This window comes from Streptosporangium sp. G11 (assembly GCF_051192615.1).
In the GTDB taxonomy this organism is placed as follows: domain Bacteria; phylum Actinomycetota; class Actinomycetes; order Streptosporangiales; family Streptosporangiaceae; genus Streptosporangium.
In genome coordinates this window covers 35,492-53,326 of sequence record NZ_JBPJUQ010000039.1, presented here as the reverse complement: position 1 = coordinate 53,326, position 17,835 = coordinate 35,492, and the positions used below count along the sequence as shown (strand labels likewise).

Here is a 17,835-nt window from a genome sequence, read left to right as displayed (position 1 = left end):
CCTCCGAGGCTGCATCCAGAAACAAGGGAGGAAACCGCTACAAGAAATGCGACCGTGGACGCCCACGGTCGTCTACGTACGGGCGCGCGCATGCCACCTCGGGAAACGTCGGACTCCCGACATGATTGCAGATGTCCGCCGGTGACCGTGGCCACTCGGCCCCACAGGCTCGACCAGACCCACGGGTCCGGTTCGGCCCCATCAGATCAGAGCGGCACCATCGGAGCGGAACGGCACCGTCCGGACCGCGACGGCCCGGCCTGGCGCCATCAGACAGGGGTGACGTTCCGGGACGGGGACGGGGACGGGGACGGGGACGGGTCAGCTGACATCGGACGCGCTGGCGGACCAGGTGTTGCAGTAGGCGATCCTGGCGTACTTCCAGCCCTGGTGGAGCCAGGCGGCGTAGTGATCTCCGCTGCCGTGGTCACGCCGGGGGTTGCCGTTCTGGTCGTCGCCGCGCCCGAACTCCGTCCGCAGGACCTCCTGCCAGCGCGCGTTGGTGACTCCCAGCGGGACCCGTACGGTGCGGACGAAGGCCCCGGAGAGGCACTGCGCCTGGAGTTCGTGGCGGCGGGAGTGGGAGTCCTGGGCGGTACGGGACTTGTTGGACACCTCCCACCACCAGGCTCCGCCGATGCCCGCCATGCTCTGCACGTGGTGCGCGTACTCGTGGGCGAGCACGGCCAGGTAGGGCACGTGGTTCCTGGCGGGGTCGACGTCGCCGCTCTGCTCGATCACATGGCTCAGGCCGATGTACATGCCCCGGTTGGACGGGCAGTAGTAGGCGGAGGCGCCGGCGTCGGGGTAGGTGCCGCAGGGCCCCCGTCCCGGACGGGACCAGTAGACCTTGCGCGCCGGGAGGAAGACCGCGCCGGCCTGGGAGAACTTCGCCGACCACGCCCGCTCCAGGCAGTCGGTGACGGCGTTGAGATAGGACAGCATGTCGCGGGGCTGGGTCGAGGGCCGCGGGGCGCGGCACGAGGTGGGCCGCATCAGGCCCGTGCCGTACAGCGGGTTGCGCTTGAGCCGGGCCGAGGTGTCCGAGCGCCGCATGTAGCGGAGGTCGACGGCCATGTTCCGCCGCGCGGCGACCGGCGTGATCTCGACGTCGCCCAGCGAGCCGAGGTTCAGTTTCTCCGGCGGGGTGAAGTCCGGCGTGGTGATCTCCGTGTCACCCGTCTGCCGGGGAGGCGCGCTCCCCGTCGCCACCGGGGCCGTCCCGGGACCGGCGGGAACATCGGCCTCCTCCTCGCCGACCAGACCCGCGATCACCACGACAGCGGCGAACGCCAAGGCCAGGACACCGAGTACGCCGAAGGCCAGCGGGTTCGACCCCCGTGGGCGCATGCGACCGCCTCTCCAAAGAGTGGATCTCCGGGCGGCAATCTAGCGGATGTAGCCACATATGGGTTTATGAGTAGGAAAAAATGGATACCGAGTCGGCCGTCACGGGCCAGTGGATCTCGCTAAGCTCCCGACACATGGCGGCATCTTTCTCGCACCGAGCGGCTTTCTCGCGCCGAGTGACCCCCTCGCGCCGAGTGACTTTCTCGCGCCGAGCAGCCGGGAGCCTGGCCGCGACGGCCATCCTCGCGCTGGCACTCGGCGCGTCCCCCGCCCTCGCGTCCACGACCCCCGTGTCCACGGCCCTCGTGTCCACGGCCCTGGCGAACAGCCCGACCGGCGCGGAGTCCCCCCGGGCGGGGCAGGCCGGGGCGGGGTCCTCCCACGCCGGGCGAAGCGCCCAGGCCGCGCGGGCCGTACGGACCGCGCAGGCCGGGCAGGCCGGGCAGGCCGCACGGTCCGCGCAGGCCGGCAAGGTGACGAGCACGACGGTCCAGCTGGAGCTCCGGCAGGACGGCGTGCTCCACGTCAAGGAGGAGGTCACCTTCGAGGGTGACGCGCCCTCGCGCGGCATCGTCGACCGGACCCGATACGACGACAGCAACGACCGGCTCTACCAGGTCACCGGCCTCAAGGGCGACGCCACGCTGACCGGCGAGACCATCACCCTGAAGGGCACCGGAAGCGCCACCCTGGAGTACGACGTCAAGGGCGCCGTCACGCCGCTGGCCGACGCCCAGGAGCTGCGGTGGTACGCGGTGGGCGCCTGGTCCGTCCCGGTCGATCAGGCCAAGGTCAGCGTGACCGGGCCGGCCACGATGCAGAGCCTGTCGTGCTTCGCCGGTCCCCTGAGCTCGGCGATCGCCTGCACCGAGGCCTCCATGGACCACACGGGCGTCACCGCCGAGTTCGGGCAGCAGGACCTCGGCGCCGGTGAGGTGCTCACCGTGGTGATCGGCTATCCCACCGGTGCCACCCAGGGCGCGCCGATCCTGGAGCGCCGCTTCGAGCTGTCGAACGCCTTCACCCTGAACGCCGTCACCGGCGGCGCGCTGGCCGGCCTGCTGTTCCTGCTGCTCGGCGGCCTCGCCCTCCTCTACCGGACCCGGGGCCGCGACGCCCGCGTGGTCGGCCACGAGTCGGGCTCGCTCAGCGGCGTCGAGAACGGCCACTTCACCCCGCCGGACGGCGTCCGCCCCGGCCAGATCGGCACCCTCATGGACGAGCAGGCCGACGTGATCGACGTGACCGCCACGATCATCGACCTGGCCGTCCGGGGGTACCTCAGGATCGACGAGCAGCCCCGGCAGACGTACGAGACCCCCGACTGGAGGCTCGTACGGATGCCGGCCGCCCAGGTCGTCTCGCTGATGCCCTACGAGCGGGAGCTCTACGACGCCATCTTCGACGGCCGTGACACGGTGCTGCTCTCGGAACTCCAGGGATCGTTCGGGGCCAAGCTGGGCAAGGTCCGCGAGGCGCTCTACCGCGACGTGGTCACGCAGGGCTGGTTCGCCCGCCGTCCCGACACCGTCCGCACCCGCTGGACGACCCTCGGCGTGGTCCTCACCGGGCTCGGCGTCCTCGCCACCGTCGCGCTGGCCTGGTTCACCACGTACGGGGTGCTCGGCCTGGCTCTGATCATCGCCGGTGCCGCCCTGGCCGTGGGCGGCCAGTACATGCCCGCCAAGACCGCCAAGGGCGCGGGCGCCCTCGCCCACACCCTTGGCTTCAGGGAGTACCTGTCCGGTGCGGACATCGGCGGGGACGTCCCGGTGGCCCAGCGGGTGGAGCTGTTCTCCCGCTACCTGCCCTACGCCGTGATCTTCGACAGCGTCGACCGCTGGGCCCGCGTGGTCTCCTCGGTCACCGGCAACGGCCAGCAGGCCGACCACCTGTACTGGTATCACGGCCCGGCCGAGTGGGACCTGTCCAGGTTCGCCGACTCGATGCGGACCTTCACCATGACCACCTCGGGGGCGATCTCCACCACCCGCCAGTTCCGCTCCCTGTAGGCGACCCGCGGGAAGCCGGGGCCGTCACGTCACGGCACCCGGCTCAGGCGGATCTCGCCCACGGGACGCCCTCCGCCGAGCAGGACCCCGGCGGCGAGCTCGTCGAGCCCGGGGGCCTCGAAGCCGAGGGCGGTCAGGGCCGCGACGGTGACCGGGACCCGGGCGCGCTGGCCGCCGTCCTCGATCTTGACGGTTCCCGAGCGCCCGTCGGTGAAGACGAAGGCGTCGAAGGCCTCGGCCCCGGCCTTGACCAGCAACCCGGGGACCGCCCGCATCAGCCGGGCCTCCGGGCGGGTGCTACCCGACGTCCACTCGGGGTGGGCGCGGAAGGCGTCGGCGACACGGCGCTCCGGGCTGTCCTGGCCGGCCCTGACGAGGGCGCGGAACGCCCGGGTCACGCCCAGCATCGAGACGAAGAACAGCGGGGCACCGCAGCCGTCCACCCCGCTGGCGGCGACGCGCTCGCCGGTCAGCTCCTCCACCGTGGCGCGCACGGCCCGCTGCAGCGGATGCGCCGGGTCGAGGTAGGTCTCCAGCGGCCAGCCGTTGACCGCGCAGGTGGCGAGCATCGCCGCGTGCTTGCCCGAGCAGTTCATGTAGACCCTGGCCCGACCCCCGCCGGAGCGCAGCACCTCGTCGCGGGAGGCGACGTCCTCCGGCAGGTCCTCCGGACAGCCGAGCGCGCCCTCGTCCAGCCCGGCACCGGCCAGGATCCTCCGTACCCCGTCCACGTGGAACGGCTCCCCCGCGTGACTCGCGCACGCCAGCGCGAGCAGCTCCCCCTCCAGGGGGAGCCCGGCGCGCACCATGGCGAGCGCCTGCAGGGGCTTCATGGACGAGCGCGGCGACACCAGGGCGTCCACCTCCCCGTGAACCCTCACCAGCGACCCGTCGGCGGCCACCGCGAGCATTCGCGCCCGATGGGTGGACTCCACGAACCCCGAGCGGACAACCTCGACGAACAATGACTCAGCAGACACCTTTGTCTCCTTTCGCCCGAAGTCTAGGGATGCCCGGGAACACGGGATGATGGGGGCATGCGTGCGGTCGTACAGCGGGTGAGTTCAGCGTCGGTGGTGGTGGACGGCGTGACGGTCGGGGCGATCGACGAGCCGGGGCTGCTGGTCCTGGTCGGCGTGACCCACACCGACACGCCCGCCGAGGCGGCCAGGCTCGCCGCCAAGCTCTGGGGCCTGCGGATCCTCTCCGGCGAGAAGTCCTGCTCCGACATCGGCGCGCCCCTCCTGGTGGTCAGCCAGTTCACCCTGTACGGCGACACCCGCAAGGGCCGCCGTCCCACCTGGCAGGCCGCCGCTCCGGGTCCGGTCGCCGAACCGCTGGTGGAGGCGGTCTGCGCCGAGCTGCGCGGGCTGGGCGCCCGCGTGGAGACGGGGGTGTTCGGCGCCGACATGAAGGTCGGGCTGACCAACGACGGCCCGATCACCCTGGTCCTGGACATCTGAACCCCCCGAAGTCTCCTGGGGACCGTACGGCACCCAGGGAGCTTGTCAACGGCCATGCCCATCACAGGGGTCCGGCGCCTCCTGGGACCGTACGTACGCCCCCGGGGAGGCCGGAACGGCCCGGGACGCGACCTCGGGGGCGGCCGGAGACCGTGACGGCGACGTCCGAGCACACGGGACGTCCGAGCACGCGGAACAGGAGGGCCGGAGCGGTCGAACACCGTGACGCGACATCCGGGCCTGCCGAAGCGGCCCGCCCGGAACGCGCGACGTCGTTGGTCGTCAGTTGTCAGTTGTCAGTCGTCGGTCGTCGGTCGTCAGCGGATGCGGCGGCGCAGGCTCGGGTCGATCTGGACGTTGCGCCCGGCGTCCGGCGGCACGATGACCTCCTGGGACGCGGCCACCCCTCCGGCCTCCAGCGTGGCGTCCACCGGCACGGTCCGCTTGACCACGGCCAGCGCGACCGGGCCCAGCTCGTGGTGACGCGCCGAGCTCCCCACGAAACCGATCTCCGCGCCGTCGAGGGTCACCGGGGCACCGTGCTTGGGCAGGGTGTCGACGCTGCCGTCCAGGTGCAGGAAGACCAGGCGGCGCGGCGGGTGACCGAGGTTGTGGACGCGGGCCACGGTCTCCTGCCCCTTGTAGCAGCCCTTGTTGAGGTGGAGGGCCGAGCCGATCCAGCCCACCTCGTGCGGGATCGTCTTGTGGTCGGTCTCGAAGCCCAGGCGGGGACGGTGCCCCTCGATCCGCAGCGCCTCGTACGCCCAGAGCCCGGCGAGCCTCAGCCCGAGCCGCCCGGCCAGCAGGTCGCGCGGGAGCAGGATGTCCCGCCCGACGGCGACGGCGCCCTCGGGCAGGCCGGGGTGCGCCTCCCCCGCCACGGAGACCACGGCGTAGCGCTCCGTCACGTCGGCGACCTCGACCCTCAGCATGAACCGCATCTTGTCGAGGAACGCGGCCACCTCGGCTCCGGTGCCCGGCTCGACGTGGGCCCACACCGCCTCGCCGTCGTCGGCGAGGACGAGGTGGTGCTCCACCCTGCCCTGGGCGTCCAGCAGGAGCGTCTCGGTGGGCTGACCGGGTTTCAGGTCGTCGAGTTTCTGCGAGCTGAGGCTGTTGAGCCAGCTCAGACGGTCGGGCCCGGAGATCCGGACGACCTCGCGGTTGCTCCGGTCGACCATCGCCTCTCCGGCGAGCAGCGCGCGCTGCTCGGCGAACGGGTCGCCGTAGTGTCCGGCGACGTCGGCGTCGGGGGTCTCAGCCGCGACCGCGCCGGGAGTGTCCAGCAGAGGGCTTCGCATACACACAGCCTACGAGGCCCCGCCGGTGCGAACGGCAGCGGCTCCGCCCCGCTCACGAGGCGGATTCCGGGGTACCCACCTGTTCCGGCGGCTCGGGAACGAAAGGATCACCGGGACTCCGCCCACCTCGGCGGTCGCCACATGATCCGGACACGAGCCCGGTCGAACCACACGATCGGAGGATCGACAGGGTCGTCCACCCACCTTGGCGGTGAGATCGGCCGCCCCGTTCGTCACGCGGTTCGAGCGGGGGTCGGTCGAGACGCGCGGTTATTGTGTGGATCTGCCCTGCCGCCTCCCATACAGTCGCCGCAGCGCGACTTCGTCATCGGGAGCAGATCATGCGAGTGCACTATCCCCGCACTCCTCACCTGCCCTGGTCTCCGGGGGCCGCCTCGGACGACGTGCGTGCCGGGAGCCTGTCGGGGCTGGTGGGCCGGGAGGTCGTCGTCACCGAGAAGCTCGACGGGGAGAACACCACCCTGTACCCGGACGGGACGCACGCCCGTTCGCTGGACTCGGCGCACCATCCGTCCCGCGCGTGGGTCAAGGCCCTGCACGGCAGGATCGCCAGGTTCATCCCGCCGGGCCGGCGGGTGTGCGGCGAGAACCTCTACGCCCGGCACTCCATCGAGTACCGGGACCTGGAGAGCTGGTTCTACGCCTTCTCCGTCTGGGACGGCGACCACTGCCTCGACTGGGACAGGACGGTGCGCCTGACCAGGCGGCTGGGGGTCCCGGTCCCGCCGGTGCTGTGGCGCGGCACCTTCGACGAGCGGACGCTGCGGGCCCTGCGCCTGGACCCGGCGCGGCGGGAGGGGTACGTCGTGCGGACCGTCGACGGGTTCCACCGGGAGGAGTTCCCCCACCGCATCGCCAAATGGGTGCGTCCACGCCATGTCCAGACGACCGAACACTGGATGCTCGCGCCCGTCGTCGAGAACGGCCTGGGGCCGGGCGCGGCACTGTGGGACGTGCGTTCGGGAGCCGATCCGGACGTGCCGGCGCTCCTCGCCGCGACGGGGGTGACGACCGGTGACCTGGCGGGACACGCGACACCGGCCGCCGGTGCCCGCGCGGCCACCGCGACACCGGCCTTCGACACCCGCGCCACCACCCCGATACCGGCCGTCGACACCCGCGCCGCCACCGCGCCGCCCGGATGGGGAGTGACGACTGGCGGCCCGGCGAGGCCCGCACCACCGGAAACCGCCGTCGAGCGCGCCGAGGCGGCCGTGGCCGACGTCTCCGCCAGGCTCGACCTGCTGGACCGGACGGGGGACGCCCGGCTGGCGGGCGTCATGGCCGCCCTGTTCCGTGGCACGCGCCGGTCCTGGCTGGCGCCCGCCCTGGTGGCCCCCCTCGGCATGCCCCTGGCGCGGCGGATCGCCGACCTCGTCGAGCTGCACCCCCGCCTGCACCGCGACTTCCCCGACGAGGCGCGCAGGACCGGCCTGGTGCGGCTGGCCGTCGCGGCCGACCTGGGAGTCCTGCACGCGGTCGCCGCCGCCGCGCTGACCGGGAGCGCGGACGGCGACGCCACCGGCGCGCGCGAGCAGGTCGCGTGGTCGGAGCTGCACGCCGACGAGGCCGGCCTGCTCGGCGAGGCGCCGCTGGAGCCGCTTCGTCTGGGCCTGCGCCAGGCGCTCGGCGGCTGCGAACCCGAGGTGGCGGACCGGTGCTGGGCCGAGACCCGGGAGGCTTACGCGCTGGGCCGGATCGCCACGGCCGAGGAAGGTCTGGCGCTGAGCCGACGCTGGCGTTCCGGCGGGTTTCCCCGGCTCGTCGTCATGGTCGGCCCGTCGGGCAGCGGAAAGAGCACGTTCGCCGGAAACCTCACGAACACCGGCGCCGTCGTCGCGCTCGACGACCTGCGCCAGGCGCGTGGATCCCGATCCGACCAGCGGGCCAATCCGGCGATCCTCCGCGAGGGCCTGCACCGGCTCGACGCGCTCCTCGCCGCCGGCGGAACCGTCGTGTGGGACGCCACGGCCCTGAACCGGCACCAGCGCTCCCTGGTGCACACCGTGGCCCGGGGGCGCGACGCGCTGACGACGCAGGCGGTCATGCTGGTCCCCGGCGACCTGCTGGCCCGGCGCAACGCGAGCCGTGCGCACCCGGTGCCGCCGGAGGTGCTCTCGGCCCAGCTTCGCCGTTTCTCCCCGCCGTACGCGGGAGAGACGCACCGTACCTGGTACATCGGGCCGGAGGGGACCGTCCTCGACGTCGCCGGAGCCCTCGACCGCGACGAGGTGTGAGCATGCGGACAAGCGAGGAGATCTTCCACCGGATCCGCTGGGATCCGCGGTTCGACCCGGCGCGGTTCGTCCTGGGGATAAATGTGCGCGGGGCCTCGCCCAAGCGCCTGCCGCTGCCCGCGTTCGTCCCCGGGGGCGACATCCCCTGGCACCGGATCCTGTTCGTCGAGGCCGACGGCGAGACGGTCTGGGACCGGTCGGCGGGGCTGGACCTCATCGACTCGTCGCAGGCCGGCCGGGTGCGCGATCCCCGCAGGCTCCGGGCGCCGTTCTTCACGGCCAAGACGCCGTTCGCCTGGGATCCGGTCGCGGGCTGGCGTCCCGCGCCACCCGTACCGGCCGGATACGCTCCGGCCGCGACGTGCCTGCGCGTGCTGACCTGGAACACCCTGTGGGACCGCTACGACAGCGACCGGCTGGACACCGCGCGGCGCCGTCCGCTGCTGCTGGAGCAACTGGAGCGGGCGGACGCGGACGTCATCGCGCTGCAGGAGGTCGAGGCCGAGCTGCTCGGCATGCTGCTGCGGGCCCCGTGGATCCGTTCCGCCTACACACTGAGCACCGACCCCGCGGGCCGGGACGTCGACGACGACGGACTCCTCCTGCTCACCCGCCTGCCCGTGCTGGAGGCGGGCGCGCACGCCCTTGGCCCGCACAAGGCCGTCACCGCCGTCACGGTGGGGTCCGCCGCCGGACCGATCGTGGTGGCCGTCACGCATCTCAGCAGCGACCACTCCGACAACGGTCCCGCCCGGCGTGGAGCCGAACTCGCCCGGCTCGCCGAGGTGCTGCTCGGCGTGGACGGGGACGTGATCCTGGCGGGCGACCTCAACGACGGCGGGAGCGGGCCAGCCGAGGTGCTGGGCCTGCGGGACGCCTGGACCGAGATCCACGGCCCCGGCGACCTGACCGCCACCTTCGATCCGCGGGTCAACCCGCTGGCGGCCCTCTCCTCGCTCTCCGGCCGCGCGTCCCGGCTCGATCGCGTGCTGCTGCGCGGCCACGACCTGCGGGTCACGGCCGCGGCTCTGCGGGGCGACTCCCCGGCGGCCGGCGGCCTGTTCGTGTCGGACCACTACGGCGTCGTCGTGGACGTCGCCACCGGGTACGTCTCCTCCGATGTCCCCGGCTCCCCGGGGACACACGGCCCTTCGGGGATCTCCGGCTCCTCGGGGACGCACGGTGCTTCGGGGATCCCCGACTCCTCGAAGACGCACGGCTTCCCCGGCGTCCTCGACGCGCGGCCGACGGCGCGGACGGCGGTGGTCTGGATCCCCCCGGCCGAACTCTGGCCGGCGATCCAGGAGATCCGCCGGGAACACGACCCCCAGAGCCGCCGGTGGCCGCCGCACGTCACGGTGATGTTCGGTTTCGTACCGGAATCCTCCTTCGAGCAGGCGGCTCACGTCCTGTCCGCCGCCACGGCCGCGATCCCCCCGTTCACCGCCCGTCTGCAAGGCGTTCGCGCCTTCTCCCATCGTGACGGCTCCACGGTCTGGCTCGACCCGGCATCGGGCGGGCCGGAACCCTGGGCCGCGCTACGCGCCGCGCTGGAGCGCGGTTTCCCACACTGCCTGGGCCGCCCCGACGGCTACACACCGCATCTGACCTTGGGAAGGGGCCGGGATCCCGAACGGTTCGCCGCCGACTGGGAGATACAACTGGGCAGGGAAACGGCGCAGGTCGGCGAGCTGGTCTTGCTGTCACGCCGGGGCGAGGAACCCATGCGGCCCCGGGCGGCCGTCGCCCTCGGAACGGGCGAGGTGCGCTGGCTCGACCATGGGACGCACCTGCCCGGCTCCCCGCCGGCCCCGGCGCCTACCCCGGAGGACGATTCCGGGGAGGCCCGAGCCCGGGAGGTCGTGGAGCGGCTGCGGTGTTCGCTGACGGAGGGGGTCGTCCACGTCGCCGGGTCACGGCGCCTGGGCTGCGCCCTGGCCGACGCGGACCTGGACCTGGTGGTGGCGCTGCCCTCGACGGCCGACCTCGCGGACGTCGAGGCGCGGGTGAGGGCGGCCCTGCCGGAGGCGACCGGGTTGCGACGCGTGATCGGCGCCAGGGTGCCCGGCCTCCGGTTCCGGGTCGGCGACCTGGACGTCGATCTGGTCGTCGTACCGGTCACGGGTGTCACGGAGGTCACGCACACCGCGAGGATCACAGACATCACGAAGTTCACGGAGGATACGGCGGCCACGAACACCGCCGGAGCCACAGACATTACGGCGGTCACAGACATCGCGGGAGCCGCGAACATCGCGGGGACCGTGGACGTCACTCCCGCCGAGGCGGTGTCGCGCCGTACCGAACTGGACGAGGCCTCGGCGATCGCGCTGAGCGCGGTCAGCGACGCCGACGCCGTGCTCGCCTCGGTCGGCGAGCGCCGGGCCGCCTTCGTCGGGCTGGCCCGGGAGGTGAAGGCATGGGCGAGGGCGCGCGGGCTCGATTCGGCTCCGTTCGGGGGGCTGCCGGGTCTGGCCTGGACCATCCTCTCCGCGCGGACGGTGCGCGAGGCCGGGGATCTTCCGCCGGGCGACCTGCTCCGCCACTTCTTCGGCACCTGGGCCGCATGGGACTGGCACCGGCCGATCGTCCTCCGGCCGGAGGCTCCCGTACCGGGAACGGAAAGCGCGTCGACCGGCCTGGGCGAACCACCGAACAGGGCGGACGAGCCGGAGAAACCGGACGGATCGGCCAGGTCCCCGTACGGACCGCAGGACGGAAGGTCTGGCGCGGCTGTGTCGATCATGACTCCCACGGCCCCGGTCCGCCTGTGCAGCGAGCAGGTCGGCGCCGGTGGGCGAGACCTCCTGACCCAGGAGCTCTACAACGCGTGGGAGATCGTGGAAGCGGCGGCGGAGACCGGCCGGGACCCCCGGCCCGAGTTGCTGTCGGCACCGCCGTCGCACCGGCGGCACACCGCCTGGGCGGTGGTGACCGTGCGGGTGGGACGGTCCGAGGGGTTCGAGGTGACGCTGGGCCGCGTACGGGGCCGGATGCGCGCGCTGCTCACCTCCCTGGAACGCGCGGGAGTGCGGGACGCGCACGCCTGGCCCCGGCCGTTCGAGACCGGCCCGGGAACGGCCCGGTACGCCGTAGGACTCGGCCGCACGCCACCGGACGCGGCCCGACTCGCCGAGATCACCGCTCCGTGGGCGGCCGGCCTGCGCGGAGTCGGCGTCGAGTGGACGGAGGGCGGCGAGGTGCCGACACTTCGCTGATCACGCGCCTGCCCGGGTGGCGCGGCCGGAGGTGAACCCTCGTCCTCACGCGCCGGCGCCGGAAATCACCGGGGCACCCGTGTCCGGCGCCGCCGGCGGGTGCTCCCCAGCGCCCCCACCGATACGCGCCGGGCGTCGCGGCCCTCGGCCCAACCGTCAGTCACGGCAGTTGCGGCAGCGGCCGAAGACCGTCAGGTGGTGCACGTCGGTGAGGAACCCGAGCTTCTGGTCGAGGTTGTCGACGAAATTCTCCACCAGGTCGGGGCTGACCTCGCTGATCTCCCCGCAGCCACGGCAGACCAGGTGCACATGATCGGCCTCGGCCGTCAGGTGGTAGGTGGGGGCGCCGTGCCCGAGATGGGAGTGGGTGACCATGCCGAGCTCCTCAAGGAGCTCAAGGGTCCGGTAAACGGTTGATATGTTCACCCCGCGCGCGGTCTCCCGCACCCGGTTGCAGATCTCCTCGGGGGTGGCGTGCTCGCAGGCCTTGACCGCCTCAAGCACCAGCTGGCGTTGCGGAGTGACGCGGTAACCGCGCGCCCGCAGTTCCTCATGCCATGACGTCTCGGTCATGTCCAGAGTCTATGAGCACCGGGGCCGTCCTCGTCGTTCTCCGGCCGGGGGGCCGGGGAACGACGGCCCGGTGCCGGAAACCGGGCTCCGCCTCCGGCACACGACATCTACAACGGTTTCGCCGTCGATGTCGCCCGTTCCAGATGAGGGCCGGTCGCCGCCACGGGCGGAAGCCGGAGGCCGACGGGCGGAAACCGGTGTGCGCCGACTTCGCGAACCGCCCCGCCGGTTGCTCGTCGAGCCGCATCGAGGCTGGTCAGAAGGCTGACTTCGGAGACGGCAACGGGCCGGGAAAATTCATTTGCCCTGGGGGCGCGGAGTTTCATAACGTACAGGCACGCCGAAAGGAGGTGGTCCGAACGATGGTTGATCATAGTTGGGCTAGCGAGGTGGCTGTCCGCTAGGACGCCGCGACCGGACTCTGTCCGGGCGTCTGGCGACGTTCGGCGAATCCATGACAATCACCGGAACCCCGGGCCGCCGGAGGCGGGCGATCCCGCCTGTAGTCCACCGGCCCTCCTGCCGAGCAGGGGGAAGTGGCCCGGGGTTCTTCCCTTTTCCAGAGCCTTTCCAGAGTCTTTCCAGTGCCTTCCTTCCGGGGGCTTCCCTTCAGTCGGCCGTCAATTCTGGAAGTCGGGGTTGGCGCAGTGCAGCGGGCGCTCGCCGCCGAGGATCCTGACGATGTCCTCGCAGATCATCCGGGTGTGGTTGATCTCGGTGTCGTAGGTCCCTGAGCCCAGATGAGGGGTCAGCACCACGTTGTCCATGTCGGCGAGCGGGTGGGCCGGGTCGAGCCACTCCCCGGCGAACCGGTCGAGGGCCGCGCCGCCGAGATGGCCCGCCCTCAGGGCTCCGACCAGAGCGTCCATGTCGTGCAGGGCCTCGTCCGCGGTGTTGACGAAGATCGCTCCGGGCTTCATCGCGGCGAACTCCACCGCGCCGACCAGCGGGCCCACCGACGGGGAGGCGTGCACGGAGACGACGTCGGCCTGCGTCAGCAGGGCGTCGAGCCCGTACCGGTTCTCCGCCGCCTCGGGGTCGTGGACCATGACGCGCATGCCCAGCCCCTTCATCCGCCAGGCCACGGCGCGGCCGACCGCCCCGTAACCGATCAGGCCGACGGTCCGGCCCGCGAGCTCCCACGCGCGGTGCCCCCGGTAGGAGGCCATGCCCCGCCGGATCTCCCTGTCGCCGACCGCCACCCGGCGGGTCACCGCGAGGATCAGGGCGAGGGTGAGCTCGGCGACCGCGTCGGCATCGCGCCCCGGGGCGCAGACGACGGGGATGCCCTTGGCCGTGGCGACCGGGAGGTCCACGTTCCCCGCCTCGCTGCGGGCGCAGCCCACCACCAGCAGGGGAAGGTCAAGAACCGGACCGGCGACCTCGTCGGACTCGGTGATGAGGATGCGCGCGCCGGTGTCCGCGAGCTGCCGGGCGAGCTCGGCCGCCTGGTGGGGGCGATGCTCGGCCGGGTCGTAGTGGACGTCGATCAGCTCTCTCAGGCGATTCCACTCTTGACCTCGCATCGGCGCCAGTACGAGTGCTCGTGGTTTCACCGCGCCTCCTTTTTCAGGAAATTTAGGTATCTGGGAGCTTTCCACGAACGCCACGATCGGTCTCGACAGTGATCGGACCGTCATCAACCGGCCCGCAGGCTCCTCCCGTTTCCCGTCCGGCAAGACGATCTCCGGGTGAATGCCGACCCGGACGCTCCCGGCGAACACCACCCCGGATGGCATGGGCCGTGCGGGATCATCGCCTCCGCCGGACCCCGGCTCGGCGCGCGGGCGGCGTCCCCTTGTCCGGCGGGAACCGGCCGGTCAGTGCTCGCCGCGGGCGGGGACGCCGAGGGCCGCGCAGGCGTCGCGGTAGAGGCGCACGACCTCCATGCGGACCTGAGCGCGTTCGGTCAGCGTGGTGCTCCAGGGAACGCGAACCGTGACATCCCGCCCGCCGACCACGGCGGCGAACTCGATCGCCTCGGCGTCGACGCCGGTCGTCGTCGCGCCGGTGGCCTCGGGTTGCCCGCCGAGACCCTTGCAGATCAACAGCGCGTCATCGGCGTGGTCGTCGTTCATGTGGCGCTTGATGGCCTCGACCACGTCGGGGGTGAAGGGGGTGCTCATGCCCCAGAGCGTAACCAGCGCCCCGCCCCACCCGGTCGGAGGTGGGGCGGGAACCCCAGCCTCACCCGGTCGCGGGCACCGGCCGGGAACCCGGGTCGCACCCGACGCCGGGTGCGCGCCATGGCGTCCCGGCTCATCCGGCGGCGGGGACGGGCCTCACTCCGCGTCGGGTACGAAGTCACCGACCCGCTTGAGCTCGGCCGAGATGTGGGACTGGAGCTGCTGACCCATGGCCGCCATGTCGTACGCCCACATCAGGTTGCCGTTGACGAGTCCGTAGAGGCGGTGGCCCGCCGTGTACTCCTTGGCGGTCGCGGTGCGGGCCACCACGTCGGTCTGAAGCTCGATCTTGTTGAAGACCACCTCACCGACGTAGATCTCCACGATGCCCGTGGGATGTGACAGGCACACCTCAAGCTGGCGGCCCGGGAGCTGGCGCCAGAAACCGGTCTCGGTGCCCAGCGGGCGGACCTTGCCGCCCGCCTCGTCGAGCAGCCAGGTGCGGCTGGTGTAGGTCAGGAACGGCTTGCCGTTGTGACCGAAGACGATCTCCTGGCCGAAGTTGAAACTCTCGATCGTCGGATATCCCCCGACCCCCGCGCCTTCCCATCGGCCCACGAGGAAGGCGATCGGCTCAAGATCAGGATGCAGTTCGGGAACGTCCATGGAAACGAGCCTAGAGCCGCTCCGCCATGGTTCGCGCCGGTGACACCGGGCCGCATAGGCTTCGACCATGGCACGATCATTGGTGATCAAGGTTACCGCAGGCGAAGACTCACCCGAGCGCTGCAATCAGGCGTTCACGGTGGCCGCGGCGGCGTTGGCGAGCGGGGTTCCCGTCTCCCTCTGGCTGACGGGCGAATCCGCCTGGTTCGCCCTTCCCGGACGGGCGAAGGAGTTCACTCTCCCGCACGCGGCCCAGCTCGGCGACCTGCTCGACGCGGTGCTCGCGGGCGGCAGGGTGACGCTGTGCACGCAGTGCGCGGCCCGGCGGGGCATCACGGTCGACGACCTGATCGAGGGCATCCGCATCGCGGGCGCCCCCACCTTCGTGGAAGAGGTCCTGGGCGAGGGCGTCCAGGCCCTCGTGTACTGAGACCGCCGAGACACCGCCCACCGAGCCCTCGGCGTCGAGCCACCGGCCGTCCGGCAAAGCCGGGCAACCGGTTTCCCGCGCCGGTGGGGCGCCCCCGCCGGCGAGACGCCCGTCAGGGAGGCGCACTCCGTCAGGGAGACGCCTTCGTCAGGGAGATACCCGCCCGGTGGAAGCGCCCGTCAAGGAGACGCCTCCGTCAGCGAGACGCCCCTGTCAGGGAGGCGCCCCTGTCGGCGAGACGCCTCGGCCCGCGGGAAACCCCTGATCAGCGGGGCAGCACCGCGGCCAGACGCTCCTCGCGGAGACGGTCGAACCAGGAGTCGTCGATCGGCGGCAGCTGGGCACCCACCGCCCAGGTGAGCAGCAGGTCGGCGAGGCCGGGGTTGCGGGCGAGCGCGGGACCGTGCAGGTAGGTGCCGACGATCTTGCCGGTGTAGCAGCCCTCGGTGCCGTCGCCGTTGCCCGTACCGACCGCCGTACGCGCCAGCGGCCGGATGCCGGCCCCGAGCCGGGTGACGCCCATGTGGTTCTCGAAGCCGGTCAGCGTCGGGATGCCGAGCGCCGGATCCGCCTCCCCGGCCAGCTCCCCGACGGCCCGGCCCTGGCCGCGCCCGCTGGAGATGTCGATCAGGCCGATGCCGTCGACCGGCTGGCCCTCCTCGCCGCCGAACGTGGTACCGATGATCTGGTAGCCCGCGCACACGGCCAGCAGGGCCGCCCCCCGCTGGATGGCCCGGTGCAGGCCGCCGTCCCGCCGAAGCCGCTCGGAGGCCAGGATCTGCGGCCGGTCCTCACCGCCGCCGATGAGGTAGATGTCGCCGCCCTCCGGGACCGGGTCGGCCGAGCGCACGTGCACGGTCTCGACCGGGATGCCCCGGCGCTTGGCGCGCTGCTCCAGGACCAGGACGTTGCCCTGGTCGCCGTACGTGCTCAATAGGTCCGGATAAATCCAGACAAGGCGCAGGGCGCTGTCAGACTGCACGACCGAACTCCGATCGGATCTGCTGGAAGGCGGTGTAGTTGGCGATCACGTCGACCTTGCCCGACGGTTGCGCGGCGAGCGCCTGTTCGAACGAGTTGGCCAGCTGGAACGGCACGTCGGCCACGTCCAGCCGGAGCGCGAGGTCGAGCCGCCGCTCGCCGGCCACGAAGACCGGCCTGCCGCGCAGCACGCGGTAGTCGACGTCCCACAGCCACGAGGTGTCGCGGCCGTCGGGCCCCTGGGCGTTGACCGAGAGGATCACCGGAAGCGAGGCGTCGAGCACGTCGAACGCCTCCAGCCATCCGGCCGGGTTCTTGGCGAGCAGCAGCCGGGCGTGCCGGCCGTCGCGTTCCACCGTGGTGTATCGGCCGGCGACCGACCTGACCTCGCGCAGCCGGGGCAGCGCCCGCTCGACCGGCAGGCCGAACACCTCGGCGGTGGCCAGCGCGATCGCCGCGTTGGCCCGGTTGGCGCGCCCGGGAAGCTGGATGTCGAGCACCCAGCGCTGCCCGCGCGGGTCGATCACCGCGTCGTCGTCGAGGATCCAGGACGGCTCGGGCCGCCGGAAGGTGCACTCGCGGCAGGCCCAGTCGTTGTCCCCCGCGCCGGAGGAGGCTCCGGCGCCCATGCTGCCGGGCGGGACGTACTCCATGCCCTTGCGGTCGAGGGGGCCGCCGCACTGGGGGCAGCACCAGGAGTCTTCCTTCCACGGCTGCCCCGCCGAGACCCAGGTGACCGAGGCGGCGGTGGAGGCGCCCCAGGTCACCAGCGGGTCGTCGGCGTTGGCGATCACGTGGGTGTTCTTTCCCGCCAGCGCCCGCCGCCACTTCTGGGCGAGCAGCCAGATCTCACCCGCCCGGTCCATCTGGTCGCGGCTGAGGTTCATCAGGCAGATGACCCCGGCCCCGGTGGTGTCGATCACCTCGGGCAGGTACTTCTCGTCGACCTCCAGCACGCCGTACGGGGCGTGCTTGGCCGACGACAGCGCCGAGACGTGCCCGGCGGGCATGTTGGCGCCGAAGGCGTTGGTGGCGACGTCGCCGAGCTCCGACAGCGCGGAGGTGATCAGGCGGGTCGTCGTGGTCTTGCCGTTGGTCGCGCTCACCAGCGCGAGCTTGCGATCGTGCGCGAGCTTGCGCAGCAGGTCGGGCTCCAGGACCAGGCTGACCCTGCCCCCGATCACCGATCCGTCTCCGCGTCCGGTGACCCGGGACAGGGTCGCGGCCGTCCGGCCGAGAGCGGTGGCGAGCTGCGCCCGCAGCGGAAGCTGAGTCATGCCGTCTCCTCGCTTGGCGACCCGTCGCGGGACGACCCGGCGGCCGACCGGCCCGGCCTCGGGCCCGGAATCACCGAATCGTTCATGCCGCAGATCTTAGCCTTGCTTCGGCACCGTCACCCCCGGCGGCACGTCACACGCACCCCCCGGTGACGGCGAGACAGGGAAGCCCTCGAAAAC

General features: G+C 72.3%; 14 protein-coding genes. 5 read left to right on the top strand and 9 right to left on the bottom strand.

Going from position 1 to position 17,835, the window contains the following annotated elements:
* Positions 1-321: 321 nt before the first annotated feature.
* A complete protein-coding gene (locus tag ACSDR0_RS29910; protein ID WP_435292240.1) occupies positions 322-1,350 on the bottom strand; it encodes a neutral zinc metallopeptidase in 1,029 nt (342 codons plus the stop codon).
* Positions 1,351-1,544: 194 nt separating this feature from the next.
* Here ACSDR0_RS29910 and ACSDR0_RS29905 point away from each other — a divergent pair, with 194 nt between their 5' ends.
* Complete coding sequence (locus ACSDR0_RS29905) at positions 1,545-3,362, top strand: DUF2207 domain-containing protein (RefSeq protein ID WP_435292239.1); 1,818 nt, start codon at positions 1,545-1,547, stop codon at positions 3,360-3,362.
* A 29-nt stretch (positions 3,363-3,391) separates the two neighbouring features.
* On the opposite strand, the gene ACSDR0_RS29900 is transcribed toward ACSDR0_RS29905, so the two are convergent.
* A complete protein-coding gene (locus ACSDR0_RS29900) occupies positions 3,392-4,342 on the bottom strand; it encodes an asparaginase (protein ID WP_435292238.1) in 951 nt (316 codons plus the stop codon).
* A gap of 57 nt (positions 4,343-4,399) precedes the next feature.
* Between ACSDR0_RS29900 and dtd the strand changes: the two genes are divergently transcribed.
* A complete protein-coding gene (dtd, locus tag ACSDR0_RS29895; protein WP_435292237.1) occupies positions 4,400-4,825 on the top strand; it encodes a D-aminoacyl-tRNA deacylase in 426 nt (141 codons plus the stop codon).
* A gap of 317 nt (positions 4,826-5,142) precedes the next feature.
* Here dtd and ACSDR0_RS29890 read toward each other — a convergent pair whose 3' ends face one another.
* Entirely contained in the window at positions 5,143-6,126 is a 984-nt protein-coding gene (locus ACSDR0_RS29890; protein ID WP_435292236.1) for a YgfZ/GcvT domain-containing protein, read from the bottom strand.
* A 341-nt stretch (positions 6,127-6,467) separates the two neighbouring features.
* Between ACSDR0_RS29890 and ACSDR0_RS29885 the strand changes: the two genes are divergently transcribed.
* Both ACSDR0_RS29885 and ACSDR0_RS29880 read left to right on the top strand, forming a co-directional pair.
* Positions 6,468-8,384 carry an RNA ligase family protein gene (locus ACSDR0_RS29885; protein ID WP_435292235.1) on the top strand — a complete coding sequence of 639 codons (1,917 nt, stop codon included), beginning with the start codon at positions 6,468-6,470 and terminating at the stop codon, positions 8,382-8,384.
* Between the two features lie 2 nt (positions 8,385-8,386).
* Complete coding sequence (locus tag ACSDR0_RS29880) at positions 8,387-11,602, top strand: poly(A) polymerase (RefSeq protein WP_435292234.1); 3,216 nt, start codon at positions 8,387-8,389, stop codon at positions 11,600-11,602.
* Between the two features lie 156 nt (positions 11,603-11,758).
* Here ACSDR0_RS29880 and ACSDR0_RS29875 read toward each other — a convergent pair whose 3' ends face one another.
* From ACSDR0_RS29875 to ACSDR0_RS29860, 4 genes are all read right to left on the bottom strand, one after another.
* Positions 11,759-12,175: a Fur family transcriptional regulator gene (locus tag ACSDR0_RS29875; RefSeq protein WP_435292233.1), complete on the bottom strand. Its 417-nt coding sequence runs from the start codon at positions 12,173-12,175 to the stop codon at positions 11,759-11,761.
* Between the two features lie 620 nt (positions 12,176-12,795).
* Positions 12,796-13,731, bottom strand: a complete 936-nt coding sequence (locus tag ACSDR0_RS29870) for an NAD(P)-dependent oxidoreductase (RefSeq protein WP_435292232.1) — start codon at positions 13,729-13,731, stop codon at positions 12,796-12,798.
* A gap of 264 nt (positions 13,732-13,995) precedes the next feature.
* On the bottom strand, positions 13,996-14,301 hold the full coding sequence (locus ACSDR0_RS29865; protein ID WP_329089631.1) for a DUF2470 domain-containing protein: 306 nt from the start codon (positions 14,299-14,301) through the stop codon (positions 13,996-13,998).
* Between the two features lie 156 nt (positions 14,302-14,457).
* Complete coding sequence (locus tag ACSDR0_RS29860) at positions 14,458-14,967, bottom strand: FABP family protein (protein WP_435292231.1); 510 nt, start codon at positions 14,965-14,967, stop codon at positions 14,458-14,460.
* A 67-nt stretch (positions 14,968-15,034) separates the two neighbouring features.
* On the opposite strand from ACSDR0_RS29860, the gene ACSDR0_RS29855 reads away from it, so the two are divergent.
* Positions 15,035-15,397 carry a DsrE family protein gene (locus tag ACSDR0_RS29855; protein WP_435292230.1) on the top strand — a complete coding sequence of 121 codons (363 nt, stop codon included), beginning with the start codon at positions 15,035-15,037 and terminating at the stop codon, positions 15,395-15,397.
* A 265-nt stretch (positions 15,398-15,662) separates the two neighbouring features.
* On the opposite strand, the gene ACSDR0_RS29850 is transcribed toward ACSDR0_RS29855, so the two are convergent.
* Together ACSDR0_RS29850 and ACSDR0_RS29845 are read right to left on the bottom strand one after the other, a co-directional pair.
* On the bottom strand, positions 15,663-16,379 hold the full coding sequence (locus ACSDR0_RS29850; RefSeq protein WP_435292229.1) for a type 1 glutamine amidotransferase: 717 nt from the start codon (positions 16,377-16,379) through the stop codon (positions 15,663-15,665).
* Positions 16,369-17,655 (bottom strand): MurT ligase domain-containing protein, encoded by a 1,287-nt coding sequence (locus tag ACSDR0_RS29845; RefSeq protein ID WP_435292228.1) that lies wholly within the window; start codon positions 17,653-17,655, stop codon positions 16,369-16,371. The genes ACSDR0_RS29850 and ACSDR0_RS29845 overlap by 11 nt, the downstream gene beginning before the upstream one ends.
* Positions 17,656-17,835 lie beyond the last annotated feature (180 nt).